At 47.4% G+C, this 26,506-nt stretch carries 27 protein-coding genes; 20 read left to right on the forward strand and 7 right to left on the reverse strand.

Annotated features, from left to right (window positions below; translation table 11 throughout):
- Positions 1 to 12: 12 nt before the first annotated feature.
- Positions 13 to 564 (reverse strand): peptide deformylase, encoded by a 552-nt coding sequence (def, locus tag BLR15_RS00130; RefSeq protein ID WP_092983578.1) that lies wholly within the window; start codon positions 562 to 564, stop codon positions 13 to 15.
- 109 nt (positions 565 to 673) lie between these two features.
- Here def and BLR15_RS00135 point away from each other — a divergent pair, with 109 nt between their 5' ends.
- The 17 genes from BLR15_RS00135 to ilvA all read left to right on the forward strand — a co-directional run bounded on the left by BLR15_RS00135 (position 674) and on the right by ilvA (position 20,629).
- Positions 674 to 1,306, forward strand: coding sequence for a YkyA family protein (locus BLR15_RS00135; RefSeq protein WP_092983579.1), 633 nt, complete (start codon positions 674 to 676; stop codon positions 1,304 to 1,306).
- 171 nt (positions 1,307 to 1,477) lie between these two features.
- Entirely contained in the window at positions 1,478 to 2,584 is a 1,107-nt protein-coding gene (gene pdhA, locus BLR15_RS00140; protein ID WP_092983580.1) for a pyruvate dehydrogenase (acetyl-transferring) E1 component subunit alpha, read from the forward strand.
- A gap of 3 nt (positions 2,585 to 2,587) precedes the next feature.
- The gene (locus BLR15_RS00145; RefSeq protein WP_092983581.1) at positions 2,588 to 3,565 is read left to right on the forward strand and encodes an alpha-ketoacid dehydrogenase subunit beta; all 978 of its coding nucleotides are present in this window, start codon (positions 2,588 to 2,590) and stop codon (positions 3,563 to 3,565) included.
- 30 nt (positions 3,566 to 3,595) lie between these two features.
- Positions 3,596 to 4,936 (forward strand): dihydrolipoamide acetyltransferase family protein, encoded by a 1,341-nt coding sequence (locus BLR15_RS00150; protein WP_092983582.1) that lies wholly within the window; start codon positions 3,596 to 3,598, stop codon positions 4,934 to 4,936.
- A 5-nt stretch (positions 4,937 to 4,941) separates the two neighbouring features.
- The gene (lpdA, locus tag BLR15_RS00155; protein WP_092983583.1) at positions 4,942 to 6,348 is read left to right on the forward strand and encodes a dihydrolipoyl dehydrogenase; all 1,407 of its coding nucleotides are present in this window, start codon (positions 4,942 to 4,944) and stop codon (positions 6,346 to 6,348) included.
- Between the two features lie 66 nt (positions 6,349 to 6,414).
- The gene (locus tag BLR15_RS00160; RefSeq protein WP_092983584.1) at positions 6,415 to 6,690 is read left to right on the forward strand and encodes a UPF0223 family protein; all 276 of its coding nucleotides are present in this window, start codon (positions 6,415 to 6,417) and stop codon (positions 6,688 to 6,690) included.
- A 132-nt stretch (positions 6,691 to 6,822) separates the two neighbouring features.
- Positions 6,823 to 7,857: a DUF4064 domain-containing protein gene (locus tag BLR15_RS00165; RefSeq protein WP_092983585.1), complete on the forward strand. Its 1,035-nt coding sequence runs from the start codon at positions 6,823 to 6,825 to the stop codon at positions 7,855 to 7,857.
- A 355-nt stretch (positions 7,858 to 8,212) separates the two neighbouring features.
- Positions 8,213 to 9,199 carry a bile acid:sodium symporter family protein gene (locus tag BLR15_RS00170; RefSeq protein WP_092983586.1) on the forward strand — a complete coding sequence of 329 codons (987 nt, stop codon included), beginning with the start codon at positions 8,213 to 8,215 and terminating at the stop codon, positions 9,197 to 9,199.
- A gap of 15 nt (positions 9,200 to 9,214) precedes the next feature.
- A complete protein-coding gene (ilvD, locus tag BLR15_RS00175; RefSeq protein WP_092983587.1) occupies positions 9,215 to 10,924 on the forward strand; it encodes a dihydroxy-acid dehydratase in 1,710 nt (569 codons plus the stop codon).
- Between the two features lie 681 nt (positions 10,925 to 11,605).
- Positions 11,606 to 13,351, forward strand: coding sequence for a biosynthetic-type acetolactate synthase large subunit (gene ilvB / locus BLR15_RS00180; protein ID WP_092983588.1), 1,746 nt, complete (start codon positions 11,606 to 11,608; stop codon positions 13,349 to 13,351).
- Complete coding sequence (ilvN, locus tag BLR15_RS00185) at positions 13,339 to 13,857, forward strand: acetolactate synthase small subunit (RefSeq protein ID WP_092983589.1); 519 nt, start codon at positions 13,339 to 13,341, stop codon at positions 13,855 to 13,857. Before ilvB ends, ilvN begins: the two co-directional genes overlap by 13 nt.
- Positions 13,858 to 13,888: 31 nt before the next feature.
- Positions 13,889 to 14,890 (forward strand): ketol-acid reductoisomerase, encoded by a 1,002-nt coding sequence (gene ilvC / locus BLR15_RS00190; RefSeq protein ID WP_092983590.1) that lies wholly within the window; start codon positions 13,889 to 13,891, stop codon positions 14,888 to 14,890.
- Between the two features lie 17 nt (positions 14,891 to 14,907).
- Entirely contained in the window at positions 14,908 to 16,452 is a 1,545-nt protein-coding gene (locus BLR15_RS00195) for a 2-isopropylmalate synthase (RefSeq protein ID WP_092983591.1), read from the forward strand.
- Positions 16,453 to 16,471: 19 nt separating this feature from the next.
- On the forward strand, positions 16,472 to 17,539 hold the full coding sequence (leuB, locus tag BLR15_RS00200) for a 3-isopropylmalate dehydrogenase (protein ID WP_092983592.1): 1,068 nt from the start codon (positions 16,472 to 16,474) through the stop codon (positions 17,537 to 17,539).
- 26 nt (positions 17,540 to 17,565) lie between these two features.
- On the forward strand, positions 17,566 to 18,981 hold the full coding sequence (gene leuC, locus BLR15_RS00205; RefSeq protein ID WP_092983593.1) for a 3-isopropylmalate dehydratase large subunit: 1,416 nt from the start codon (positions 17,566 to 17,568) through the stop codon (positions 18,979 to 18,981).
- 14 nt (positions 18,982 to 18,995) lie between these two features.
- Positions 18,996 to 19,589: a 3-isopropylmalate dehydratase small subunit gene (leuD, locus tag BLR15_RS00210; RefSeq protein ID WP_092983594.1), complete on the forward strand. Its 594-nt coding sequence runs from the start codon at positions 18,996 to 18,998 to the stop codon at positions 19,587 to 19,589.
- A 44-nt stretch (positions 19,590 to 19,633) separates the two neighbouring features.
- The gene (gene ilvA / locus BLR15_RS00215) at positions 19,634 to 20,629 is read left to right on the forward strand and encodes a threonine ammonia-lyase (RefSeq protein WP_092983595.1); all 996 of its coding nucleotides are present in this window, start codon (positions 19,634 to 19,636) and stop codon (positions 20,627 to 20,629) included.
- A gap of 245 nt (positions 20,630 to 20,874) precedes the next feature.
- Here ilvA and BLR15_RS13795 read toward each other — a convergent pair whose 3' ends face one another.
- From BLR15_RS13795 to BLR15_RS00230, 4 genes are read right to left on the reverse strand one after another with little or no spacing between them, the layout of a single operon-like run.
- Positions 20,875 to 21,231, reverse strand: a complete 357-nt coding sequence (locus BLR15_RS13795; RefSeq protein WP_143003903.1) for a hypothetical protein — start codon at positions 21,229 to 21,231, stop codon at positions 20,875 to 20,877.
- 16 nt (positions 21,232 to 21,247) lie between these two features.
- A complete protein-coding gene (locus tag BLR15_RS00225; protein WP_331465663.1) occupies positions 21,248 to 21,523 on the reverse strand; it encodes a nuclease-related domain-containing protein in 276 nt (91 codons plus the stop codon).
- Entirely contained in the window at positions 21,406 to 21,774 is a 369-nt protein-coding gene (locus BLR15_RS14185) for a hypothetical protein (protein WP_245696432.1), read from the reverse strand. The genes BLR15_RS00225 and BLR15_RS14185 overlap by 118 nt, the downstream gene beginning before the upstream one ends.
- Positions 21,774 to 22,382 carry a YktB family protein gene (locus BLR15_RS00230; RefSeq protein WP_092983598.1) on the reverse strand — a complete coding sequence of 203 codons (609 nt, stop codon included), beginning with the start codon at positions 22,380 to 22,382 and terminating at the stop codon, positions 21,774 to 21,776. The genes BLR15_RS14185 and BLR15_RS00230 overlap by 1 nt, the downstream gene beginning before the upstream one ends.
- Before the next feature lie 82 nt (positions 22,383 to 22,464).
- On the opposite strand from BLR15_RS00230, the gene BLR15_RS00235 reads away from it, so the two are divergent.
- Together BLR15_RS00235 and BLR15_RS00240 are read left to right on the forward strand one after the other, a co-directional pair.
- Complete coding sequence (locus BLR15_RS00235; RefSeq protein WP_092983599.1) at positions 22,465 to 23,277, forward strand: inositol monophosphatase family protein; 813 nt, start codon at positions 22,465 to 22,467, stop codon at positions 23,275 to 23,277.
- A 70-nt stretch (positions 23,278 to 23,347) separates the two neighbouring features.
- Positions 23,348 to 23,533: a hypothetical protein gene (locus BLR15_RS00240; protein ID WP_092983600.1), complete on the forward strand. Its 186-nt coding sequence runs from the start codon at positions 23,348 to 23,350 to the stop codon at positions 23,531 to 23,533.
- A gap of 52 nt (positions 23,534 to 23,585) precedes the next feature.
- Here the strand turns inward: BLR15_RS00240 and BLR15_RS00245 are convergent, their stop codons facing one another.
- Together BLR15_RS00245 and BLR15_RS00250 are read right to left on the reverse strand one after the other, a co-directional pair.
- Positions 23,586 to 24,140 (reverse strand): hypothetical protein, encoded by a 555-nt coding sequence (locus BLR15_RS00245; RefSeq protein ID WP_092983601.1) that lies wholly within the window; start codon positions 24,138 to 24,140, stop codon positions 23,586 to 23,588.
- Between the two features lie 171 nt (positions 24,141 to 24,311).
- On the reverse strand, positions 24,312 to 24,503 hold the full coding sequence (locus BLR15_RS00250; protein WP_092983602.1) for a DUF5325 family protein: 192 nt from the start codon (positions 24,501 to 24,503) through the stop codon (positions 24,312 to 24,314).
- Positions 24,504 to 24,653: 150 nt separating this feature from the next.
- On the opposite strand from BLR15_RS00250, the gene typA reads away from it, so the two are divergent.
- The gene (gene typA, locus BLR15_RS00255) at positions 24,654 to 26,504 is read left to right on the forward strand and encodes a translational GTPase TypA (RefSeq protein ID WP_092983603.1); all 1,851 of its coding nucleotides are present in this window, start codon (positions 24,654 to 24,656) and stop codon (positions 26,502 to 26,504) included.
- Positions 26,505 to 26,506: the final 2 nt, after the last annotated feature.

The following is a 26,506-nucleotide window of genomic DNA, read 5'->3' on the forward strand; positions in this document are numbered from 1 at the left end:
CACGGGTTTTTATTATTCCAGAGGCTCGGCGCCGATTTTCGGGTCGTTCGGGAAGTCTTTGTCGATGCGGTCATAGAACATGATGCCGTCCAGGTGGTCGATTTCATGCTGCAGTACGACAGCGAGCATGCCTTTCGCCTTCAGTTCGAGCTGCTTGCCGTCGATGGTCGTCGCTGTGATGCGGATACGTTTGTAGCGGTGGACGAGGCCTTCGATGTTTTCATCGACACTAAGGCACCCTTCACCTGACGGCATGTATGTTTCAGCGACCGAATGGCTTTTCACTTTCGGATTGATCAGCATGTAGTCATATTCGACTTCGCCTTCGGTATTTTCAATATAGACGGCGAGCATGCGTTTGTCGAGACCGATCTGCGGAGCGGCAAGGCCGACGCCTGACCTCAATTTATATTTCTCTGCAATTTCCTCATTTTGTGAGTTTTTAAGGTACTCTCTCATACTCTTCAGCTGTGAGATCGTTTCTTCGTCAATCTCACTGACTTCCGCTGCCTTCTTCCTTAATATAGGTGCCGGATCACGGACGATATCTTTCATTGTTAACAACATAAACCCTCCTGTTTTTGTGTAAGAATATTTATAGTATACTATAAAAGAGTGGTGTATATCAGTATCAGGTTTATTTAAATTTTGATGTTGTGGAGGATTTTTATCAATGAAGAGAATTGTGGCTTTGATGATGGGGCTGGTTTTTATTTTATCGGCCTGTAACAACGAGATTGATGAATTGGAAACGTTCTATGTGAAGTTCCAGGAAACACTGGATGTGGAGTCGGAGATCAGTGATATCAGCGACGAGTTCAACAGGCTTGAAAACAGGCGCGGCGAGATCCAGGAAGATCTGTCTTCTGCAGAGCGCGACGAACTGAGTGATATGAGCGAGTCGCTTGCTGAAAATACTGCAGAGCGACGTGAACTGATCGACGAGGAGGCCCGTGTGATGGAAGAATCTAAAGAGGTTGCAAATGAAGCCGGGGAACTGACCGGGGACATCAGCAACGAGGAATACCGTCAGCAGGCGGAAGCACTCATTGCTGCGGCGAATGACAGATATGAAAAGCATGATGAACTGATGGAATCGTTCAGAAATGTCCTGGGCAGCGAGGAAGAGCTGTTCGAATACCTGCAGCAGGATGAAAATCTGAGCCAGGATGATATCGATGACCATATTAACACACTGAATGAGGAATACGACGGGCTGACCACGCTGCAGGAGGAATATACGACAGCGACGGAACGTCTGAATGAAGTGAAGAATGAAGTGTATGCAATTCTAGATGAATCTTAAAGTGTACTATAACAGATTTTTCTGTTCCATAAAAATAAACTTATAATATCAATGTTTATATCAATCTGTTTCACAACGGCAAAATTTACTGTTGTAACAGACTGTGATAAAATTATTGATAAGAGCTAAAAAATATACATTAAAAAATGTGAAAGGTTCGGTGAACATTCAATGGCACCTAAAAAAGGATTCGATCCAGTCGTAACACTGGAAGAAATCGAAAACAAATTTGAAATGTACCAGATTCTGAACGAAAAAGGGGAAGTGGTGAACAAGGACGATATGCCTGACCTGTCAGACGACGAACTTGTTGAATTGATGACACGCATGGTCTGGACACGTGTACTTGATCAGCGTTCAATCTCACTTAACAGACAGGGACGTCTTGGTTTCTATGCACCGACTGCGGGACAGGAAGCGTCACAGCTTGCGAGCCAGTACGCACTTGAAAAAGAGGATTATATACTGCCGGGCTACCGCGATGTGCCGCAGCTGATCTGGCACGGACTGCCGCTTACTCAGGCATTCCTGTTCTCACGCGGACACTTCAAAGGGAATCAGTTCCCGGAAGGTGTAAACGCTTTAAGCCCGCAGATCATCATCGGGGCTTCATACGTGCAGACCGCGGGTGTCGCGCTCGGCATAAAGAAACGTGGCAAGAAGTCGGTGGCGATCACCTACACTGGTGACGGCGGTACTTCCCAGGGGGACTTCTATGAAGGGATTAACTTTGCGAGTGCGTATCTTGCACCTGCAATTTTCGTCACCCAGAACAACCACTACGCGATCTCAACACCGCGTGAACTGCAGACGAATGCGAAGACGCTGGCACAAAAGGCAGTCGCAGCCGGCATTCCGGGTGTATACGTCGACGGCATGGATCCGCTTGCCGTATACAAAGTGACAAAAGATGCACGTGACCGTGCAGTGGCAGGCGATGGTCCGACACTGATCGAGACACTGTGCTACCGTTACGGACCTCATACGATGGCCGGGGACGACCCGACGCGCTACCGTACTTCGGATGAAGATTCCGACTGGGAGAAGAAAGACCCGCTGGTGCGTTTCCGCAAGTTCCTTGAAGACAAAGATCTCTGGAGCGAAGATAAAGAGAATGAAATTATGGAACAGGCCAAAGAAGATGTTAAAAAAGCGATCAAAGAAGCAGACGGCACTGACAAGCAGACTGTGACAGATCTGATGGGAATCATGTATGACGACATGCCGTCAAACCTAAAAGAACAGTATGAAGTCTACAAAGAAAAGGAGTCGAAATAAACAATGGCTGAAAAGACAATGATTCAGGCGATCACAGAAGCGATGGCCACTGAACTCAAAAATGATGAAAATGTCCTGGTCTTCGGCGAGGACATCGGCGTCAACGGTGGTGTCTTCCGTGCGACTGAAGGTTTACAGAAAGAATTCGGCGAAGAGCGCGTATTCGATACGCCGCTTGCAGAAAGCGGCCTTGTATCACTTGGACTCGGCCTGACACTTGAAGGCTACCGTCCTGTAATGGAAATCCAGTTCTTCGGGTTTTTATTCGAAGCAATGGACGGGGTAGCGGGTCAGATAGCCAGACACCGGTTCCGTTCCGGTGCTTCAAAGCCGATGCCGGTCGTTATCCGGGCGCCATTCGGCGGCGGTGTGCATACACCTGAAATGCACGCAGACTCACTTGAGGGACTGATGGCCCAGACGCCCGGTCTGAAAGTGGTCATCCCTTCAAATCCGGCGGATGCAAAAGGTCTTCTGATTGAAGCGATCCGTTCAAACGATCCGGTCATATTCCTTGAGCATATGAAACTTTACCGCTCATTCCGTGAAGAAGTGCCTGAAGAGGACTACACGGTTGAAATCGGTAAGGCGAATGTCAAAAGAGAAGGTACGGACGTGACACTGATCGCATACGGTGCGATGGTCCAGGAATCGATCAAGGCTGCAGAAGCGCTTGAAGAAGACGGCATCTCTGCAGAAGTGGTCGACCTTAGAACTGTATCTCCGGTGGATTACGATACACTGATTGAATCTGTCGAAAAGACAAACCGCGCGGTCGTTGTCCAGGAAGCACAGCGCCAGGCAGGTATCGCAGCAAACGTTGCGGCTGAACTGTCAGAGCGTGTCATTTTAAGCCTGGAAGCGCCGATCAAGCGTGTGACGGCTCCGGACACTGTATATCCGTTCACTCAGGCAGAAGAAGTATGGCTGCCGAACAAAGATGATATTATTGAAAAAGCAAAAGAAGTATATAATTTCTAAAATAAAGATCATATAAAAGGAGGAATTACAGTGGCTTTTGAATTTAAACTGCCGGATATCGGTGAAGGTATCCACGAAGGTGAAATCGCTAAATGGATGGTCGAAGAAGGCGATGAAATCAAAGAAGATGACGTTCTGGTTGAAATCCAGAATGATAAAGCAATGGTGGAAATCCCGTCCCAGGTCGACGGTACAGTGACAAAAATTCACGTCCCTGAAGGGGAAGTGACAACTGTCGGTACAGTGATCGTAACAATCGATGACGGTTCTGAAGAGAACGGCGAATCTGAAGAGGAATCCAAAGACGAAGAGAAAAAAGAAGAAAAGTCCGAAGATGAATCAAAAGATGATTCTAAAGAAGATGACTCCAAAGATGAAGAGAAAGACGATTCCAAAGAAGACAAAGAAGCGCCCGAGTCTGAAGACAAGAAAGAGAAAAAATCTTCCGGCGGCCGTGTAATTGCTATGCCGTCCGTGCGCAAATTTGCACGTGAAGAAGATGTCGATATCAATGAAGTGACAGGGTCAGGCAAAAACGGCCGTGTTACAAAAGAAGATATTGAAGCATTCAAGAGCGGCGATGCGCCGGCAGCATCAGAATCTGAAGAAGCGGCTTCCGAGGAAGAAACTCAGGAAGAGAGCCAGGTTGCTGCAAGTGCTTCACAAGGTTCACGCGAAACAAGAGAGAAAATGTCCGGCATGAGAAAAGCGATCGCAAAAGCGATGGTAAACTCCAAGCAGACATCACCTCACGTGACGCACATGGACGAAGTCGTTGTCGACGAACTTTGGAATCACCGCAAGAAGTTCAAGGAAATCGCTGCGGAGCAGGGCGTTAAATTGACGTTCCTTCCATACGTAGTCAAGGCAATTGTGTCAACATTGAAGAAATTCCCTGAACTGAATGCATCAATCGACAATGAAACGATGGAAATAATTCAGAAACATTACTATAATGTAGGTATTGCTGCAGACACTGAGCGTGGTCTGGTTGTACCAGTCATCAAAGATGCCGACACTAAATCAATGTTCGAAATTTCAAATGAAATTAACGCGCTTGCTGAAAAAGCGCGTGACGGCAAGCTGTCAGGTGACGAAATGAAAGGTGGATCCATGTCCATTTCGAACCTCGGTTCTGCCGGCGGATCCCATTTCACACCGGTAATCAACCAGCCTGAAGTTGCAATACTCGGTATCGGCCGCATTGAAGAAAAAGCAATTGTAAGAGATGGACAAGTTGTCCCGGCACGTGTTCTTGCGTTATCATTGAGCTATGATCACAGACAGGTTGATGGCATGAAAGCTCAAACTGCATTAAATCATATGAAGAGATTATTAAATAATCCGGAATTATTACTGATGGAGGGATAAGTAGAATGGTAGTTGGAGATTTTCCTATTGAAACAGATACAATTGTAGTTGGTGCAGGTCCTGGTGGGTATGTTGCGGCAATCCGTGCAGCTCAGACAGGTCAGAAAGTGACAATCGTAGAAAAAGAAGCATGGGGTGGCGTATGCCTTAACGTCGGATGTATTCCGTCGAAAGCAGTCATCTCATCATCACACCGTTACCAGGAAGCACTCAACTCTGAGGAAATGGGTGTTAAAACTGAAGGTGTCAGCCTTGATTTCTCTAAAGTACAGTCATTCAAAGAGAGCGTCGTTGATAAATTGGTCGGCGGTGTCGAAGGCCTTCTTAAAGGAAACAAAGTAGACATGGTCAAAGGTGAAGCTTACTTCGTCGATAACAACACGATGAAAGTGATGGATGAAAAGCAGTCACAGACTTACAAATTCAAAAATGCGATCATCGCAACAGGTTCACGCCCGATCGAAATCCCAGGATTCAAATTCGGCGAGCGCATCATCGATTCAACAGGTGCACTCGCACTTGAAGAGAAGCCTGAGAAACTGATCGTCATCGGCGGCGGCTATATCGGTACAGAGCTTGGTACTGCATATGCGAACTTCGGTACTGAAGTGACGATTCTTGAAGGCCAGAGTGATATTCTCGGCGGATTCGAAAAGCGTATGACTTCTCTTGTAAAACGCAACCTTAAGAAAAAGGGTGCGACAATCGTTACAAAAGCTATGGCCAAATCTGCTGAAGAAACAGAAAACGGCGTGAAAGTCACTTATGAAGCCAAAGGTGAAACGCACGAAGTTGAAGCGGACTACGTACTTGTTACAGTCGGCCGTAAACCGAACACTGAAGAAATAGGTCTGGAAGAGCTTGGCATCAAAAAAGATGACCGCGGCCTGATCGAAGTGGACAAGCAGTCCAGAACTTCAATCGACAACATTTTCGCAATCGGCGATATCGTCCACGGACTACCGCTTGCGCACAAAGCAAGTTATGAAGGTAAAATTGCTGCAGAAGCAATCGCCGGTGAAAAATCAGAAGTTGATTATATCGGTATGCCTGCAGTATGTTTCACAGAGCCTGAACTTGCAACTGTCGGATTCAACGAAGCAGATGCAAAAGAAGAAGGCTATGAAGTTGTTACAGGACAGTTCCCGTTCGGTGCAAACGGACGTGCACTCGGCCTGAACAAGTCTGACGGCTTCGTCAAAGTTGTCGCACGCAAGGACGACGGGCTTGTACTTGGTGCTCAAATCGCAGGTGACGGTGCTTCGGACATCATTGCCGAACTCGGTCTTGCAGTTGAGACAGGCATTACTTTAGAAGATATTGCCCTGACGATCCATGCACACCCTACTTTAGGTGAAATCCCGATGGAAGCGGCAGAAGTTGCACTCGGCCGTCCAATCCACTCTATGTAATAAATATTTAAGGCGTCTTTATGACGCCTTTTATTTTTGAATTATATATGTGTGAGGTGAATAAAAGTGAACGAGGGATTCAGCTATCCACTGGATGAAGACTGGTCGACTGAAGAGATAGTCGCGGTCGTCGAATTTTTTGAAGCGGTTGAAACCGGTTATGAGGAAGGCATCCCGGCCGGAGCGCTTAAAGGACACTACAAAAACTTTAAGCAGGTCGTACCGACGAAAAGTGAAGAGAAAACATTGTTTAAAGAGTTTAAGGAAAGAAGCAGTTTTGAACCTTTCACTTTGACTAGACAATTGAAAGACTCGGGAGATGGAGACATCTTAAAACCATGATGACTTGCGGGATTCAGCTCCTGCATTTTTAAATTAAGATATAAAATAATGATTATTGTGATTAATATTATATGAATCAGGGTAATATTCAAAAGAGAACATACAAAAAAGACATAATTACAGGAGGTCCCTATGGCTAGACGAGAATACACTCAAACTATACGGCCGGTCCGCCGGATCGCAGAAAAAATATTTGGCTGGCTGGCATGGCTTGGATTACTTATAGTTGCCGGTGGTCTTTTATTTTTCTCACTGGTAACGGTGAATGACCAGGCATTTGTCGATGAGTTTACAACACAAATGGAACAATCTTTTGAAGCTCAGAATATTGAAGGCTTCACACCTCAAGAACTGACACAGGGTGCACTTAACACACTGAACAGTTTCTGGATGGTAGCATTATATTTAATTTTACCCTTAATTTTAGGTCTTTTCGGCTTATTGACAATGAGAAGACGCATCCTATCAGGTTTCCTGATGCTGCTTGCAGGTATACTGTCAGCACCATTGGTAATCGGTGTCATTACAGGTCTGATTCCTTTATTCTTCATCATCTCGGCAATACTGCTATTTGTCAGAAAAGATGAAGTGATCATGGATCCGGTTGACCCGATGGACCGTGGCGGAGTAAGAGACCGCGAGGATGATCCGAATGTTGGACCTGTCGGCCGCGAACGCGACTTAGATCGTGACCGAGACTTCGAACGCAGACAGCAGCTCGAGCGCGACCGTGAATTTGAAAGAGACCGCGGTGCTGCCGCGTACGATGACGATGTCCGTACCGACCGTGATTACAGAGATGACGGCCGCCGTGATGCTCATCGTGACGATGATATCGAGGCGACACGCAAATTCAACAAAATTGATGACAACGACAGCAGAGATTCAAGCCGCAACAACTATGTGGACGGCAACATTGATTCATCTGATGCAGTTGAACCTGTTACGGATGAAGAATACAACCGCACACATGGCATGGAAGTTGAAAATGAACGCCGTTCAGGCTCGGCACGCGAGCGCGGAGGCAGAAGACGCGAGAAAGACAACGCGGCCAACTTCGATGCACGCGAAGACGTCGACCGTGAAGGCAGAAACTACGGCTACGACAACGATGCGTCAACAGAACGCCGTCAAAATGTAGACCGCAGAAACAATGATGACTTGTAATAATATAATTTGAAGCCCACATTCATGTGGGCTTTTTTTATTACAGATGTTATGGGGAGTATGCAGGGACCCGCGAGCATGTGATACGAGTTTAATACACGTTCGTCCGACCCACGAACATTTGATAAACCACAACTACACCCCGGCAAACCCTTCTTCAGTGCAAAAAGTCACCATTTTTTTGAAATGCATATGTAATCGTTACCAATGTGATGAAATCAATTCGGAGGACTGATATACAATTAAGTGAAACGTTACAAGATTCTAAAAATTTAAAAATAAAGCTATTGACCGGCGCGGAAATCTGATATTATAAGTGCTATTAAATAAATTTACATAGAATGGGGTCTTGTTTATGAATGCTTTAATTCGTTTCAGTCAGTTTGTCGGCAATACATTTGCTGTCTGGGCATTGGTATTTGCTGTTCTGGCATTTGTATTTCCATCCGGATTCAGCTGGATTGCGCCTTATATTTCAATCCTGCTCGGAATCATCATGTTTGGAATGGGGCTTACTTTGAAACTCGGTGATTTCAAGGAGGTTGTTAAGGCTCCAAAGGCGGTACTGTTTACAGTGGCTGCTCAGTATATTGTCATGCCGCTCATCTCGGTACTGCTTGTATGGGTGTTCCAGCTGCCGGCAGAAATCGCGATCGGTGTCATTCTTGTCGGATGTACACCGGGCGGTACTTCATCGAACGTCATGACGTTCCTTGCAAAAGGCAACGTGGCGGTTTCGATCGCTGCGACTTCGATTTCCACGCTGCTTGCGCCGGTTGTTACACCGATGCTGACTTTATTGCTGGCCAGTGCACTGCTGCCTGTATCATTCATGGATATGTTCATTTCAATCGTACAGATTGTATTGATACCGGTTGTTGCGGGTGTTGTTGTCAATTACCTGCTCGGCGGTGAAAGAGTCGAAAAAGTGGTCGGTGTTTTACCATTGGTGTCAGTTGTTGGTATAATTGCTGTAATCGCAGCTGTCGTTTCGACGAATGTGCAGAACATCATCGAGACAGGATTGTTGATTTTCGCTGTGGTCATTCTTCATAACCTGCTGGGATATGGTGTCGGATTTGTGATCGGCAGATTGCTCCATTTCAAAGTGCAGGACCAGAAGGCGATCTCCATCGAAGTGGGTATGCAGAACTCTGGGCTTGCGGCAACGCTTGCGGCCGCTCATTTCTCACCGATTGCAGCTGTTCCGGGGGCAATATTCTCGGTATGGCACAATATTTCAGGCTCGCTTGTTGCGAACTGGATGAGTAAAATGGAAAATGACGACGATGATAACTCAGAATTGGAAGAGACGGGTAAGACGGAAGAAATAATTAATTAAAAGGCGGGAGAATTTATGGCAGAGAAAAAAGATCTTAGAATCAACAGTAAAGTATATACGGAAAGTAACGTCAAGGCACCAAACCGTGCGATGCTCCGTGCGGTCGGCTTCACTGATGAAAAGTTTCAGATGCCGCAGATCGGTGTCGCGAGCAACTGGGCGGAGACGACGCCATGCAACATTCACCTGAATGATCTTGCGCAGTTTGCAAAAGAAGGTGTGAGCGCGTCGGGCGGTGTGCCGATCCAGTTCAATACGATCACGGTTGCAGACGGTATTGCGATGGGGACCCAGGGCATGCGTTTTTCACTGCCTTCAAGAGATATCATCGCCGACTCCATCGAGACGATGGTCGGCGGACAGAGTCTGGACGCACTGGTCGCTATCGGCGGCTGTGACAAGAACATGCCGGGCTGTGCGATCGCAATGGCGAACTTGAACGTCCCTGCAGTATTCGTCTACGGCGGAACGATTTCACCGGGCAGACATAAAGGCGAGGATGTCGACCTGGTCAGCGTGTTCGAAGGTGTCGGCAAATGGAATAACGGCGAAATCGATGATGAGGAATTAAAAGGCATCGAATGTAACGGCTGTCCGGGTCCCGGCGGCTGCGGCGGCATGTATACGGCGAATTCCATGGCTGCAGCGCTTGAAGCGATGGGCATGAGCCTTCCGGGGTCGGCGTCAAACCCGGCAGTATCAAAAGACAAGGAACAGGATGTATACGAAGCGGGCCAGGCGGTACTGAACCTGCTGGAAAAGGACATCTATCCTAAAGACATCCTGACTAAAGAAGCATTTGAAAATGCGATTACTGTCGTATACGCCCTCGGCGGTTCTACGAACGCTATACTTCACCTGCTGGCGATTGCACATGCAGCAGAAGTGGAACTGTCAATCGACGACTTCAACGTGATGCAGGAAAAAGTACCGCATCTGGCTGACCTCAAGCCGAGCGGAAAGTACGTCTTCCAGGACCTGTACAATGTCGGCGGTGTACAGGGTGTCATGAAGTATCTATATGAGAACGGCCTGATCCACGGTGACTGCCTGACGGTTACGGGCAAGACGATCGCGGAAAACCTTGAAGCGGTCGAGCACCTCAAAGAAGGTCAGGATGTCGTCATGCCGCTTGATAACCCTAAACGTGCCGACGGTCCGCTCATCGTACTCAAAGGGAACCTTGCACCGCTTGGTGCAGTCGCTAAAGTGTCCGGCGTGAAAGTACGCCGTCACGAAGGGACTGCCAAAGTGTTCGATACCGAGCAGGAAGCGATCGACGCGGTCATGGCGAACGACATCGTCAAAGGCGACGTCGTCATCGTCCGCTATGTCGGACCGAAAGGCGGACCGGGCATGCCTGAGATGCTGTCACTGTCCAGCCTGATTTCAGGTAAAGGACTCGGTGAAGATGTCGCGCTCCTTACTGACGGCAGATTCTCCGGCGGTACACGCGGGCTGGTCGTCGGCCATATTGCGCCTGAAGCGCAGGAAGGCGGACCGGTGGCACTCGTTCAGACGGGTGACACGGTAACGATCGACCAGGACACTAAAGAAATCACCATGCACGTGTCCAATGAAGAAATGAAAGCACGCGCAGATAAGCTCGAGCTGCCGCCGCTGTATAAAAAAGGCGTTCTTGGAAAGTATGCGCATATCGTATCCAACTCTTCGCTTGGAGCCGTGACCGATTTCCTTAACAGAGACGATCTTTATCAGAAGTAATGAATAATAAAATCCGGACGATGATTGTGATCGTCCGGGTTTTTTATGCTTATATACCGTAATCCGGACAAGACGATACAGTAAAGCACAAAAAAACTTTTAAAATTTTAAAAAAACCGAACTATGCATTATGAAATCATTGTAATCGTTTTCAATTACTAAAATTTAGACAATTTAAAAAATATCTGATAAAAACGGTTGATTTCTTTGGCGAAAGGCTGTAATATAACTCTCAACATCATATTACAGAAATATCAGACTAGTTCAGAACTGAATATTCTTTAAAAGCTTTGAAGGGAATTTAAAGTTACAACTATTGATTTAAAGAGAATGGGGCACGGCTGAAAACCCAGATCGATATTAACTTTATGCTCATCCCTGAGCGTTGTGCTGAAAGGTGGATCACTTACTAGGCACAACCGGGTGGCCGCACTCGTTAAGTAAACGGACTGCATGGGGTAAGTCATAAATTAAATGGAATGACCGCCATAAATTAACTCCTTATTAACATTTACCTCTTCTTACAACATGCAGTCCATAAGGCTGCTGCCGCGAGGCAGTCGCAAATTTGGGTGGTACCGTGAGCAAATGAACTCTTTTCTCCCCATTGTTACTTTGTAGCAGTGTGAGAAAAGAGTTTTTTTATTAAAATATTATGTGATTGAATGAGGAGGTTTTTCAATGAAGACAGAACTTGCAATTAAAGAGGCGCAGTTGAACAGTAGAATTGAAGAAGATTTTATAACGGGTGCGGATGTCTTAATTGAAGCATTAGTTAATCAAAAAGTTGATACAGTTTTTGGCTATCCTGGAGGTGCTGTGTTACCGATTTATGATGCACTCCATAAGAGCGATGCATCATTCAATCATATTTTATGCAGACACGAGCAAGGTTTGATACACGCAGCTGAAGGATATGCAAGGACAACCGGCAAAGCCGGCGTGGTAATTGCTACAAGCGGTCCAGGTGCGACAAACCTGATCACCGGTATTACGGATGCAATGATGGACTCGCTGCCGGTCGTATGTTTCACCGGCCAGGTGTCATCGGCAGTCATCGGTACAGACGCATTCCAGGAGGCGGATGTAATAGGGCTGACGACTCCTATTACGAAATATAACTACCAGGTTTCAGATATCAAAGATTTACCGAGAATAGTAAGAGAAGCATTCCACATCGCAACGACAGGCAGACCGGGTCCGGTAGTCGTTGATATACCGAAGAACATTTCACAGGAAGTTGTAACGGAAACATTCGATACAGAATTCCATCTTCCGGGCTATCAGCCGACAGTCAATCCGAATCCTCTGCAGATAAAACGCGTAATGAATGCATTGAAAACAGCTAAAAAACCAGTAATACTGGCCGGAGCGGGTGTACAGTTCGCAGGGGGCAGTGAAGAATTGAAAGAGTTCGCTGAAAAGCATAAGGTTCCGGTAACGACGACACTTCTTGGTCTTGGGACTTTCCCAGGCACCCATGAACAGTCACTCGGCATGGCAGGCATGCACGGTTCATATGCAGCGAACATGGCAATATCCGAATCAGATTTACTGATCAATATCGGCGCACGCTTCGACGACAGGCTGACAGGGGCGATCAAACACTTTGCACCTGACGCAAAAGTTGCCCATATCGATATCGACCCGGCTGAAATCGGCAAGAACATTGAAACGCACATCCCGGTGGTCGGCGATGCAAAAGAAGCATTGAAGCGTATGCTCAATTCACCGGTAGAATGTGACGATCACAGCGAATGGTACCAGAAAGTCATGGACAACAAAGCAGATTCACCATTCTGGTATGAGCGCAGTGACGATCTGATATCACCACAGTGGCTGATCGAACAGATATATGAAGAAACCAACGGTGAAGCCATCGTTACAACGGACGTTGGACAGCATCAGATGTGGACGGCACAGTTCTACAAGATGGACCAGCCGAACCGTTTCGTGACGAGCGGCGGCCTCGGCACAATGGGCTTCGGCCTGCCGGCGGCACTCGGCGCCCAGCTGGGTGACAGGGATGCCACTGTCGTGGCGATTGTCGGCGACGGCGGCTTCCAGATGACAATGCAGGAAATGCAGACGCTGAAGCATTACAACCTGCCGGTAAAAGTGGTCATAGTGAACAATGAGGCCCTCGGCATGGTCAGACAGTGGCAGGAAGAGTTTTATGAAGAGCGTTATTCAGAATCACTTCTGGATCAGAATCCGGACTTCGTAAAACTTGCAGAAGCGTTCGGCGCTGAAGCCTTCCAGGTGAAAGATGAAAATAAAGTCCGGGAAACATTGAAAAGTGCATTTGAACATGACGGTCCTGCGCTGATCGATGCAAGAATCGTCAAGTTGGACCTTGTATTCCCGATGGTTGCACCAGGTAAAGGAAATCACGAAATGATAGGGGTGAAACCATGCGAAGAATAATTACAGCAACTGTTCAGAACTCCAGCGGGGTTTTAAACCGTGTGACAGGCCTCCTGTCACGCCGCGGGTTCAACATTGAAAGTATCACTGTCGGCGAGACGGAGATTGAAGGGATTTCGAAAATCACATTTGTTGTGGATGTTGAAGAGACACAGAAGATTGAACAGCTGACAAAACAGCTCCACAAACAGATTGATGTCCTGAAAGTGAATGACATTACGGACACGAACAAAGTGGCGCGTGAACTGTGTCTGATCAAAGTGGTTGCCACACCGCAGAGCCGTTCGGAAATCAACGGCATCGTGGAACCGTTCAGGGCACGCATACTTGATATTTCGAAAGATTCGTTAATTGTTGAAGTTACCGGTAAACCGGATAAGATTGAAGCAATTATAGATTTATTGACACCATACGGCATCAAAGAGCTTTCGCGCACAGGCATTACAGCCTTCACAAGAGGCAAGCAGCAAAAACAAGTTTCAGACTATCAAACATTAATAGTATAAATTCTTGAGGAATGAAAGGGAGAAAATTATTATGACTAAAGTATTTTATGACAAAGATCTTGACCAAGCAATATTAAGCGGGAAAAAAATTGCCATCATTGGTTATGGTTCGCAGGGCCACGCTCACGCACAGAACTTAAGAGATTCAGGCAACGAAGTCGTTATCGGCTTAAGAGAAGGAAAATCTTTTGATAAGGCAAAAGAGGACGGCTTTGAAGTCAAAGCTGTAAGTGAAGCGGTTAAAGATGCGGATGTCACAATGGTTTTACTTCCGGATGAACACCAGCCAAAAGTATACAACGAAAGCATCAAAGATAACTTGAAGACGAACAGTGCACTGGGTTTCGCACACGGATTCAACGTTCATTTCACTCAGATCGTACCGAGAGAAGATGTTGACGTATTCCTGGTTGCACCGAAAGGGCCCGGTCACCTGGTGCGCCGTACTTTTGAAGAAGAGGCGGGCGTTCCGGCATTATACGGAGTATTCCAGGATGTTACAGGCCAGGCGACGAAGATCGCAATGGCATATGCAGGCGGCATCGGTGCAGGCCGTGCAGGAATTCTTGAAACAACGTTCCAGGAAGAGACTGAAACGGATCTGTTCGGTGAGCAGGCAGTATTATGCGGCGGTATGACATCACTTGTCAAAGCCGGATTCGAAACATTGACGGATGCAGGATACCAGCCGGAAGTTGCATACTTCGAGTGTCTGCATGAATTGAAACTGATCGTTGACTTAATGTACGAAGGCGGACTTGAAAACATGCGCTACTCAATTTCCGATACAGCCCAGTGGGGAGACTTCGTCAGCGGACCGAGAGTTGTCAACGATGACACCAAGGCCCGTATGAAAGATATTCTGTCAGAAATCCAGGATGGCACTTTTGCAAAAGACTGGGTGCTTGAAAACCAGGCTGGCCGTCCAAGATACAATGCCATGAATAACCAGGAATACAACCATCCGATCACTCAGGTTGGTAAAGACCTGCGCGAGTTAATGCCGTTTGTCGGAGAAGCTGTTAATAAATAATGAAAGGATGATTGGCAATGGCTGATATTCAATTTTTTGATACTACACTTAGAGACGGTGAACAGTCGCCGGGAGTCAATCTAAATAAAAGTGAGAAACTGGAAATAGCTAAGCAGCTTGAACGCTTAGGTGTAGATATTATAGAGGCAGGGTTCCCTGCAGCATCCGATGGGGATTTCGAAGCGGTGAAGCTCATTGCGGATACTGTTGAAAATTCTTCAGTGACTGCACTTGCACGGACACACAAAAAAGATATCGACCGTGCATATGAAGCATTGAAAAACACAGCGAAACCGAGGATCCATATCTTCCTCGCAACATCTCCGATTCATATGAAATATAAATTGAAGATGTCTGAAGAGGAAGTGCTGGAAAAATCCATCGAGATGGTGACATATGCGAAAACGATGTTCCCTGAAGTTGAATTTTCAGCTGAAGATGCGACGCGTTCCGATATCGATTTCCTGATGAAACTCATCGAAAAGGTCATCGATGCGGGGGCGACAGTCATCAACTTACCGGACACTGTAGGATTTACAACACCTGAAGAATACGGCCGGATGTTCAAAACGATTTCACAAAACGTTCCGAACATCGATAAAGTCAATCTTTCCTGCCACTGTCACGACGATCTCGGAATGGCAGTTGCAAACTCCATCGCCGCTGTTGAGAACGGCGCGACTCAAGTCGAGTGCGCCGTCAACGGCATCGGTGAACGGGCAGGGAATGCGGCACTTGAAGAAATTGCTGTCGCACTTGAAATCCGCAAGGATTTCTACCCTTATGAAACGTCACTGGTCCTGAAGGAAATCAAGCGGACAAGCGACCTTGTCAGCAAACTGTCAGGCATGTACATCCAGGCGAACAAGGCAGTCATCGGACGGAACGCATACGCACATGAGTCGGGTATCCACCAGGACGGCGTGCTTAAAAACGCCGAGACTTATGAAATCATCACACCTGAACTTGTCGGCGTGTCCGAGAACACTTTATTCCTCGGCAAACATTCCGGACGTCATGCATTCAAAGACAAAGTGGCTGAGTTCAAACTTGAACTTTCAGAAGACGAAATCACTACAGCATTCAAGAAATTCAAACTTCTTACCGACCAGAAGAAAGAAGTCACAGAAGATGATATATATACGATATTAATGGAAATAAAAACCGAAGACGCAGATATTCCTATGTACAGGATGGAGAACTTCGAGGTGAACTACGGTCCGGAAAACGGAACTGAAAGTGAAGTGTCACTCAAAACACCTGCAGGCGAGACCATTTCGAACACGACAGTCGGAAACGGCAGCGTCGATGCACTTTACGGTACGATTAAGAGTCTGATCGATATGGAACTGAACCTGATTGACTACCAGCTGAACTCTGTCGGCCGAGGTAAAGATGCACTTGCAGAAGCGCACGTCCAGCTGAAAGTGGACGGCCAGGTCATGAACGGCCGCGGTACGGCACAGGATGTCATCGAGGCATCGGCGAATGCATATATCAATGCAGTGAACCGTTATCTGATCAAAAATACACAGGAAAAATCGATTTCAATCAGCAGCTGACGAAAAGGAGCCCATAGACATGAAAAAACATATATTTACACTTCCGGGCGACGGTGTCGGCCCAGAAGTCATGGCCGGCGCCATAGAAGTACTAAAAAAGATCGCAAAAAAATATAATCATGAGTTCACTTTTGAAGAAGGTCTGATCGGCGGTGCCGCGTATGATGTGCATGGCACGCCCCTTGACGATAAGACGCTTGACCGGGCTAAAAATTCGGATGCCATCCTGCTCGGTGCGGTCGGCGGGCCGGCATGGGACAATGTGGATAAAACTTTAAGGCCCGAGCAGGGGCTGCTCAAGATCCGCAAGGAACTTGGACTGTTTTCCAATCTCCGTCCGATAAAGGTCTTCGACAAGCTGATACCTGCTTCTCCGTTAAAGGAAGCGATCGTCGGCGGTACGGATATTTTATTCGTGCGTGAACTGACGGGCGGTCTTTATTTCGGGAAGCCGAGTGAACGGAAGGACGGCGGCAATTCGGTCGTCGACACACTCCAGTACACGAGGGAAGAAATCGAGCGTATCGTCGAGTACGGTTTCGAGGCGGCGACACTGCGCGGCAACAAGCTGACTTCGGTGGATAAGGCGAACGTTTTGGAATCCAGCCGCATGTGGCGTGAAATTGTGGATGCGAAAAGCGTCGACTATCCTGACGTTGAAGTCGAGCATGCGCTCGTCGATTCGACGGCGATGAAACTGATTACGGACCCGGGCCACTTCGATGTGGTCGTCACCGAGAATCTTTTCGGAGATATTTTGAGTGACGAGGCGTCGGTAATCACAGGATCGATCGGACTGCTGCCGTCGGCAAGCCTGAACAGCTCAGGTTTTGGTTTATATGAACCCGTTCACGGGTCCGCACCGGACATTGCCGGTGAAAATAAAGTGAATCCGCTCGCGATGATTCTGTCGGCTGCGATGATGCTGAAATATACATTCCATCTGACCGATGAATCGGAAGCGATCGAACAGAGTGTGGATGCCGCATTGAAATCGGGCTTTCATACGGCAGATCTGGATATCGAAGGCGGAAAAACCGTCTCGACAGAAGAGATGGTTGAAGTTGTCATAAATAATATTAAATAAAATGGATAAGTGAGTTGATATGAGGAATGGCTGAGAAAAAGACTATTATTGAAAAAATCTGGGAAGACCATGTTGTTCATAGAGATGAGGGACAGCCGGATTTAATATACATTGATCAACATTTAGTTCACGAAGTCACTTCTCCTCAGGCATTTGAAGGGTTGCGGCTTGCTGGACGGAAAGTCCGCCGGCCGGACTTAACTTTCGCAACAATGGACCACAACGTCCCGACGAAGGACCGGGAAAATGTAAAAGATGAAATTTCAGCGAAACAGATGGATGCACTGAAGAAAAACTGTGCAGACTTCGGTGTCAAGCTTGCAGATATGTTCCACCCCGACCAGGGGATCGTGCACATCATCGGGCCGCAGCTTGGACTGACTCAGCCGGGCAAGACGATCGTCTGCGGCGACAGTCATACATCAACGCACGGTGCATTCGGAGCACTGGCGTTCGGTATCGGTACAAGTGAAGTCGAGCACGTCCTTGCGACTCAGACTTTATACGGCGACCGTCCGAAAACGATGAATGTCAAAGTGAACGGGCCTTTAGGCGCCGGTGTTACCGCAAAAGACCTGATCCTTGCGATCATCGCAAAGTTCGGCGTCAAGTTCGGTACAGGCTACGTTGTCGAGTATACCGGTGAAGCGGTCCAGAGCCTGTCGATGGAAGGCCGTATGACGGTATGTAATATGTCCATTGAAGGCGGCGCGAGAGCGGGGCTTATTTCTCCGGATGAGAAAACTGTGGATTTCCTGACAGGACGGCGCTACGTTCCGAAGGAAGAAGAAGCGTTCAGGGCAATCAGTGAAAAATGGCTGTCATATGCAACGGATGAAGGTGCAGCTTATGATAAGACCATTGAAATTGATGCGACAGAAATCGAACCTCAGGTTTCATGGGGTACGAATCCGGGAATGGTCGTACCAATCAGTGGTGCGACACCATCCGTTGATGCTGTGGACAACAAAGATGAAATCACTCGGGCACTCAGTTATATGGATCTGACGGAGAACCAGCCGATCACATCGATTGAAATAGACCATGTGTTCATCGGTTCCTGTACGAACTCGAGAGTTCCGGATCTTAAGAATGCCGCTGAAATCATTAAAGGCAAGAAAGTGAAAGACGGCATCAAGGCGATTGTCGTTCCCGGTTCATTTTTAGTGAAGTCGGAAGCAGAAGAGCTGGGTCTCGATAAAATCTTCAAAGAAGCGGGCTTCGAATGGCGCGATGCCGGATGCAGTGCGTGCCTCGGCATGAACGATGACATCATCCCGGCCGGCGGCCGCTGTGCATCAACGTCAAACCGTAATTTTGAAGGCCGCCAGGGCAACGGCGCAAGAACGCACCTGGTCAGTCCTGAAATGGCTGCAGCTGCTGCAATCGAAGGCCGTTTCGTAGACGTCCGCAGTTACACGACGGAAGAGAAAATTTCTTAAGAGGAGGATATTACATGGAAGCAGTTGAGAAACATACAGGTAAGGTATATCCTCTGAACAGAGATAATGTGGATACCGACCAAATCATTCCAAAACAATTTTTAAAGCGTATCGAAAGAACAGGCTTCGGACAGTTTTTATTTTATAACTGGCGCTTCGACGATGATGGCAGCCTGAGACACGACTTTGACCTGGACAATGAGAAATACGAAGGTGCATCAGTGATGGTGGCAGGCGAAAACTTCGGCTGCGGCTCATCCAGGGAACACGCACCGTGGTCGTTGCTCGACTTCGGCTTCAAAGTGATCATCGCACCGAGTTTTGCGGATATTTTCTACAGTAATGCACTCAAAAACGGCATCATTGTCATTGAAGCGGATAAGGATAAAGTGGATGAATGGCAGGACAAAGCACAAAGTGGAGACTTCCAGCTGTCAGTTGATCTGGTGGAACAAACAGTGACTGCTGACGGTGAAGTATATAAATTTGACATCCCGTCGTATCATAAGGAAAAACTTATTAACGGCTGGGATGACATATCATTGACACTGCAGTTGGAAGATAAAATCAATCAATATGAGGAGAGTGGTCGCATGGGGATTTCTTAACCAGTGGATTAGTCCAGAATGCCTGGGAGGTACTCGGACAGAAAATCCACAATACGCCTTTAGTCACATCGAATACTACGAACTTACGTACAAACAGAGAAGTTTATTTGAAGATGGAGAATCAACAGAAGACGGGCGCGTTCAAATTCAGAGGCGCAAGCTACAAGTTGATGAAATTATCTGCTGAGGAGTTATCAAAAGGAGTGTTGACCGCATCTGCCGGCAATCACGCCCAGGGCGTGGCACTTGCTGCGGCACAGCTCGGTGCACAGGCGACGATCTTCATGTCTGAGGCAACACCGACAAATAAGGTTGAAGCCACACGCGGCTACGGTGCAGAAGTGATTCTGGTGGGGGAGAGTTTTCAGGAAGCATATGAAGCATCTCTTGAATACCAGCAGGAAACAGGTGCGACTTATATACACCCGTTTGATGACTACGATATTATGGCAGGTCAGGGAACGATTGCAGTTGAAATGCTGTCACAGCAACCAGATCTTGATACATTGATTGTTCCTATTGGCGGCGGAGGCTTGATCAGCGGAATTGCCGTCGCTGCGAAAAGCATAAATCCAGACATCCGCGTGATTGGTGTGCAGACTGACAGAGCACCATCGATGTTCAACGCTTATCATCAAGGACTGGTGGAACGATTGAAAAATGTATCGACGATCGCAGAGGGAATTGCAGTCAAAGAACCAGGTCAGTTGACATTGCCTATAATCAATAAGTATGTAGACGATGTAATTTGCGTATCGGAACCGGAAATCGCTGATGCGATGATCTACCTATTAGAAAGAAGCAAAACATTGGTTGAAGGCGCAGGTGCAGCAGCACTCGCATGCCTGCTCAGCCATCATGACACTATTGACTCCGAGAAAACCGGAGTGGTTGTCAGCGGCGGCAACATCGACATCTCAAGAATGCCCGACATCCAGAGTCTTGCGTCAGAGCTCCGCAAAGAAGCGGGTTTGGCTGAAAGAACCTACGATGCACGCTCAGGTTCAAGATTGAGAGAGAAATCAGCAGCACTGAGATGAAAATCATAGAATTTTGAAGAGACGCACCCGGTGAGACCGGGCGCGTTTTTTGGTTTGAGGCGGGGAGCTCAGGAGACTTTTAGGAAGAAACCTGCTCACCTGAGTGGGAAAACGGAGCGAAGTGAGCAGCACAGGAAGAAACCTGCTCACCTGAGCAGGAAAACGGAGCCAAGTGAGCAGCACAGGAAGAAACCTGCTCACTCGTATGAATAATTCTCAACGAATGAGCAGGCAATGATTTCATTTCAGTATTCAATTAGATTTTTATTCCTATATCGCCGTACAGTGGCACTGCTAAAAGTATAGCCGCTATATTTTGCAATCTTACTGGATGATAACTGCCACGTCGAGTTGAGCATCTGGAGTTCTTTTACCAGTTGCTGAAGAACATCCACCTGCGTCATTCCAACCCGGCATTCATCAAAAACAAATTTATCCCGGTGCTCGCGGCAGAGCGGGCTGTTATCACAATCGGCGCAGAATACGCCGCCGGCGAGCTCGTCGAAGGTGACGTTGGCGTCGCTGTCGTAGGCGGATTTGAATATGCGCCTCGAGTCGAGCATTTCGACAAAGCGGCTGTAATCATAGCGGTTCGGCTTCATCAGGTATCTGAGACGTTTATTCCGATTGGTGCGGGGTGTAGATGTTCGGATGGTTCGGCAGATTGTAAATCGTCTGTTCGGGGTGAATAAAAACCAGATTGCAGGTGAGGCTCATCCGCATGTCATATTCCTTCATCATAGACGACAGAACGTTCCGGTGGCTGTCAATCTGGTTCATGGGATTGACGATTTCCTTACCGCCGGCAAAACGCCAGGGACGGTCAGTGTAATATTCAATATCATATTGATAATTTTTGATTTCGAATGTGTACAGCTGATCTTCAGAAATGATGATATTGTCGATTTGGACTTCAGCCGGGCCGTTGCCGACTTTTTACCGGTGACGGAAGCACTTTCCAGTTGAAATCTATAGTCTTTCATGTGGACGACGGAAGCTGAGAATGCAGCGATCATGGCATCAAACTGCAGCTCGCCCGCGTGGCCCAGCCGGTATTTATTCAAATCTTTACTGTCTTCTTCGGTGAGAAGTGTCCGGCGGTTCAAAATCTCAAGCTGCAGCAGCTTAACATTTTTCGCTCTCATCAGTAAAATTTCATGAGTTCGGTCATCACCTTTTCAAGGTCTTCGATGAATGCCTCATCAGACTTCAGTTCAGGATCACCCGGACGGTAGACTTTCCCGACAAGGAATTCTCCTTTTTTCACATCGCGCAGACGGACGAGTCCTGCCTCCAGCTCTTCATCGGACAGGCCCGACAGTTCCGGTTTGGACGGTTTCATATGGTCCAAAGAAATGGAGTATTCCTGAGGAATCTCTCTGAACAGGTCGAACTCATCGAGCCATTTCTTCGCCATGTTCTGTTTATCCGGTGACTCATAGATTACACCATACATGCAGAAGGCGTGGTCTCCCCACAGGCCGATCTGGAAGTGGGGCATCATCTTATAGCCGCGTTTGTTCGTTGAGAACGCCACCCAGGTGTCATCCGGCGGGTTCACTTTACGGCGTGCATGCATGGCAACATGTGAAAACTGCTCGTCCCCCGTCAGGTCAGTAAGGAATCCTGCGAAGTGGTCGCCTAGGTTATACAGCTTGACGCGGGGACCTTCTTTGATGCCCTCCATGCGTGCATCGAGACCGTCAATTTTAAAAGTGTCGAAATCTTTATCAGTAAAGCGGTATTTAGTCATATAATTATTCCTTTCTAAAAATATGCTTGTGAACTATGATAAAATAATAAAGGAAACCAATCAAACTTTTGAGGTGTATTTTATGGAAATCTATAAATTCGCACAGGAAACAATTTTGGAAGCCGGCAGGTTCATCCGCCGACGCATGACAGAAGAATTCAACATCAACAGTAAAAAAAATCCTAATGACCTCGTCACGGATGTAGATAAAGAAACAGAAAGCTTCTTAAATGATACAATCCAAAAACGTTATCCGGAGCACAGAATTGTCGGCGAGGAGGGCCACGGCCGAGACATCACTGATACCGAAGGCGTCCTCTGGATCGTCGACCCGATCGACGGCACTTTGAACTTCGTCCATCAGATGGAGAATTTCGCGATTTCCGTCGGCATCTATATTGACGGCAATCCATACGCCGGCCTCATACTGGATGTCATGAAAGGCGATCTTTATCACGCGGCTTTCGAGCACGGTGCCTATAAAAACGACCAGCTGCTGCCGGACATTGAAGAATCACACCTTGCATCATCGCTCATTTCGACCAATACGAACTGGGTGATACGCGACGGCATCAATGTACCTTTCATCCAGGTGGTCAGAGATGCACGCAGCACCCGCTCACTCGGCTCGGCTGCCCTTGAATTTGTGAACGTGGCACGCGGCACGAGCAGTGCGGCACTGTTCTTCAGGCTCCACCCATGGGATTTTGCGGGCGGCGCCATCATCCTGAAAGAAGTCGGCGGATTGACGACGACGCTGCTCGGCGACGAACTCAGACTGCTCGATACAAACAGCATCATCGCCGCCAATAGGACGATTCATGGCGAAATCATAGAACATTTCAGGAAAGATGAGCCGTTCATCAAGAACCATAAGGCATTCCACCGCCTCTGAACCTGTATTTCCTGGCAGACACCTTTTCAAAGAAATGCTCCGTGATTTTCCTGTAGGCATAATTATTTAAATGAAAACCGATATGCACATGGATGTCACTCCGGCGATATTCCCGGCACCGCTCGAGCCTGTCCAGGCAGAAGAAATAGTCGCCGGTCAGCTGATACAGGCTGTCGATGGTGCTGCATGCACCGCATTGTATGATGTTGCTGTTGTAAAGCAGCAGGTCATGGGACATGCAGGCGGCACACCTTAAGCCGGGTGTGAACAGGTTCATGTTGAAGCTGTACGTATTCGGCTGAAACAATTCAGCCGGGCATGGGCGTGTTTTTATTTTTGATGACGGCTGAATGTTCGATGGCTTTCAAATAGTAGGGCAGGTTTTCTTTGGACAGAAACAGGTCGCTCTTCCGCGTCTTCATGGTGAAGCGGTCATTCATCATGACGTACTTGATGATGATCGGACGCTGGAATTCCCCTTCGTCGATGAGCTGGGCCCTGAACATCTGATACAGCTTATCGCTCCGGTTCAGGTCCATGACGGCTTCATGGCTGTCAGTGCACAATATATTGAACGGATTGACGTAATGGCCGCCTTCCAGATCATGAAGGATGAATATGTAGTAGCAGTAGTCCGTAATGAGAAGGACATGGACAAATTCGCGCTCGCCGTCCACGAATACTTCCGAGTGCCAGTATACATCGATATTGGTCATGCTGATGTCCTGTAAATATTGTTCGAACTCTTCCTCCAGGGCTTCGGAGCGGCATAAAGCCTGGTACTCCTTTGTTTCATCATCGCTGAACGGCAGGCGGTTGTACAAAAACTCATAAATTTTCAGTTTTTCATTCTTTTTGCGCATTTCATTTATCCCCCTTTGCTGTAATGTTTCAATTGTGCATGACAGTCAAATTGTCGTCAAAACGCAACAATTTGATTTTGGGCATGAAAAAAGAACAGAAATCAATTTTCTGTTCTGCAAAAATGCGGTTTCTGCAGTGTAAAACGTGCAGAAATACGAAATTTGTAGTTTTTATAACCAGCCGTTTTCACGGTACTTTTTCTTGAGTGTAAAACCGAAGCCGAATATGCCGATAAAGATCAGCACGGTGATGGCTGCAAATATCCACATCGCCTCAGCGGCAAAGACGGAGAAGGCGACCATCATGGAAACGGCAAGAACAGCAAGTAACAGGAAAATCAGTTTTGACTTAGGTTTCTCCATTGCCATGTACTCCTTTGAAAATCATAGTTCTTACGAGTATAGCATAAATGCGCACTTTTTAATAGAATTACTGCTGTATGATTCGGGTGTATATTGTGATATAATGGTACAGTTAAGGAAAGAAAAGATTCTAAACACGAAGGGAAAGTCTTGATGAATTTAAGAGAAGATATCCGTAATATTGCAATTATCGCACACGTTGACCATGGAAAAACGACATTGGTAGACCAATTATTAAAACAGTCCGGCATATTCCGTGAAAACGAACATGTTGAAGAGCGTGCGATGGACTCTAATGATATTGAAAGAGAACGCGGTATTACTATTTTAGCGAAAAACACCGCGATTGACTATAAAGACCACAGAATAAACATCCTGGATACGCCGGGGCACGCGGATTTCGGCGGTGAAGTGGAACGTATCATGAAAATGGTGGACGGTGTTATCCTCGTTGTGGATGCATATGAGGGGACGATGCCCCAGACACGCTTCGTTCTGAAAAAGGCGCTTGAACAGGATCTCAAGCCGCTTGTCGTAGTGAATAAGATCGATAAGGATGCAGCGCGTCCTGAAGCGGTCATCGATGAAGTGCTTGAACTGTTCATCGAGCTGGATGCGAACGATGAGCAGCTTGAATTCCCTGTTGCCTATGCTTCAGCAATCAACGGTACGGCGAGTCTTGAGCCTGAACCTGAGAAGCAGGAAGAAAACATGCAGTCCATCTATGACATGATTTTGGAATATGTACCTGCACCTGTTGATAACAGCTCTGAACCGCTGCAGTTCCAGGTGGCACTGCTTGACTACAACGACTATGTCGGACGTATCGGTGTCGGCCGTGTGTTCCGAGGAGAAATAAAAGTCGGCCAGCAGGTTTCACTGATTAAAAATGACGGCACGGTGAAAGACTTCAGAGTGACCAAGATGTTCGGTTTCTTCGGTTTGAAACGTCTGGAAATCGAGCACGCACAGGCGGGCGATCTGATCGCTCTATCGGGTCTTGAAGATATCAACGTCGGCGAGACGGTGACACCGAGGGACCATCAGGAAGCGATGCCGGTACTAAGAATTGATGAGCCGACACTTCAGATGACGTTTTCTGTAAACAATTCACCATTTGCAGGGCGTGAGGGTAAATACGTCACAGCACGCCAGATCCAGGAGCGTCTGGATCAGCAGCTGGAGACGGATGTTTCACTTAAAGTGGAGCCGACCGATCAGCCGGATGCATGGGTGGTTTCAGGACGCGGTGAACTTCATTTATCTATATTGATTGAGAATATGCGCCGTGAAGGGTTCGAACTGCAGGTATCAAAACCGATCGTCATCGTCAAAGAAATTGACGGCGTCAAATGTGAACCGTTTGAACGTGTCCAGATCGATGTGCCGGAAACGAATACCGGCGGCGTCATCGAAACACTCGGTTCACGTAAAGGCGAGATGCTGGATATGGTTAATACGGGCAACGGTCAGACGCGTATTACGTTTTTAGTGCCGGCGAGGGGTCTCATCGGCTACAGGACTGAATTCATGTCCATGACGAGCGGTTATGGCATAATGAACCATACATTCGAAGAATACCGTCCGATCATCAAAGGGCAGATCGCCGGCAGACGCAACGGTGTGCTTGTATCGATGGATAAAGGCGTGGCATCGACTTATGCGATTCTGCAGCTGGAAGGCCGCGGTACGAACTTCATGGAGCCGGGTACAGATGTGTACGAAGGTATGATTGTCGGGGAAAACTCACGTGATAACGATCTGACGGTCAATATTACGAAAGTGAAGGCGGCGAACAATATCCGTTCGGCAACGAAAGAGCAGACTGCAACGATGAAGAAACCTCGCACCCTCACCCTTGAAGAGGCACTGGAGTTTATCAACGACGATGAACTTGTGGAAGTGACGCCGGAAACTGTAAGACTGAGAAAGAGTATTCTGGATAAAGGTGCAAGAGAACGTGCACAAAAGAAAGAAAAGATAAGACTTGAATCGGAGTGAGT

It is taken from the genome of Lacicoccus qingdaonensis, assembly GCF_900101075.1.
GTDB classification, from domain to species: Bacteria; Bacillota; Bacilli; order Staphylococcales; family Salinicoccaceae; genus Lacicoccus; species Lacicoccus qingdaonensis.

Bases quoted from the DNA above. Each gene is read 5' to 3' on its own strand.
- BLR15_RS00135 (WP_092983579.1), top strand. From the start codon at position 674: ATGAAGAGAATTGTGGCTTTGATGATGGGGCTGGTTTTTATTTTATCG.
- pdhA (WP_092983580.1), top strand. From the start codon at position 1,478: ATGGCACCTAAAAAAGGATTCGATCCAGTCGTAACACTGGAAGAAATC.
- BLR15_RS00145 (WP_092983581.1), top strand. From the start codon at position 2,588: ATGGCTGAAAAGACAATGATTCAGGCGATCACAGAAGCGATGGCCACT.
- lpdA (WP_092983583.1), top strand. From the start codon at position 4,942: ATGGTAGTTGGAGATTTTCCTATTGAAACAGATACAATTGTAGTTGGT.
- BLR15_RS00165 (WP_092983585.1), top strand. From the start codon at position 6,823: ATGGCTAGACGAGAATACACTCAAACTATACGGCCGGTCCGCCGGATC.
- BLR15_RS00170 (WP_092983586.1), top strand. From the start codon at position 8,213: ATGAATGCTTTAATTCGTTTCAGTCAGTTTGTCGGCAATACATTTGCT.
- ilvD (WP_092983587.1), top strand. From the start codon at position 9,215: ATGGCAGAGAAAAAAGATCTTAGAATCAACAGTAAAGTATATACGGAA.
- ilvB (WP_092983588.1), top strand. From the start codon at position 11,606: ATGAAGACAGAACTTGCAATTAAAGAGGCGCAGTTGAACAGTAGAATT.
- ilvN (WP_092983589.1), top strand. From the start codon at position 13,339: ATGCGAAGAATAATTACAGCAACTGTTCAGAACTCCAGCGGGGTTTTA.
- ilvC (WP_092983590.1), top strand. From the start codon at position 13,889: ATGACTAAAGTATTTTATGACAAAGATCTTGACCAAGCAATATTAAGC.
- BLR15_RS00195 (WP_092983591.1), top strand. From the start codon at position 14,908: ATGGCTGATATTCAATTTTTTGATACTACACTTAGAGACGGTGAACAG.
- leuB (WP_092983592.1), top strand. From the start codon at position 16,472: ATGAAAAAACATATATTTACACTTCCGGGCGACGGTGTCGGCCCAGAA.
- leuC (WP_092983593.1), top strand. From the start codon at position 17,566: ATGGCTGAGAAAAAGACTATTATTGAAAAAATCTGGGAAGACCATGTT.
- leuD (WP_092983594.1), top strand. From the start codon at position 18,996: ATGGAAGCAGTTGAGAAACATACAGGTAAGGTATATCCTCTGAACAGA.
- BLR15_RS13795 (WP_143003903.1), bottom strand. From the start codon at position 21,231: ATGAAGCCGAACCGCTATGATTACAGCCGCTTTGTCGAAATGCTCGAC.
- BLR15_RS14185 (WP_245696432.1), bottom strand. From the start codon at position 21,774: ATGAGAGCGAAAAATGTTAAGCTGCTGCAGCTTGAGATTTTGAACCGC.
- BLR15_RS00230 (WP_092983598.1), bottom strand. From the start codon at position 22,382: ATGACTAAATACCGCTTTACTGATAAAGATTTCGACACTTTTAAAATT.
- BLR15_RS00235 (WP_092983599.1), top strand. From the start codon at position 22,465: ATGGAAATCTATAAATTCGCACAGGAAACAATTTTGGAAGCCGGCAGG.
- BLR15_RS00240 (WP_092983600.1), top strand. From the start codon at position 23,348: ATGAAAACCGATATGCACATGGATGTCACTCCGGCGATATTCCCGGCA.
- BLR15_RS00245 (WP_092983601.1), bottom strand. From the start codon at position 24,140: ATGCGCAAAAAGAATGAAAAACTGAAAATTTATGAGTTTTTGTACAAC.
- BLR15_RS00250 (WP_092983602.1), bottom strand. From the start codon at position 24,503: ATGGAGAAACCTAAGTCAAAACTGATTTTCCTGTTACTTGCTGTTCTT.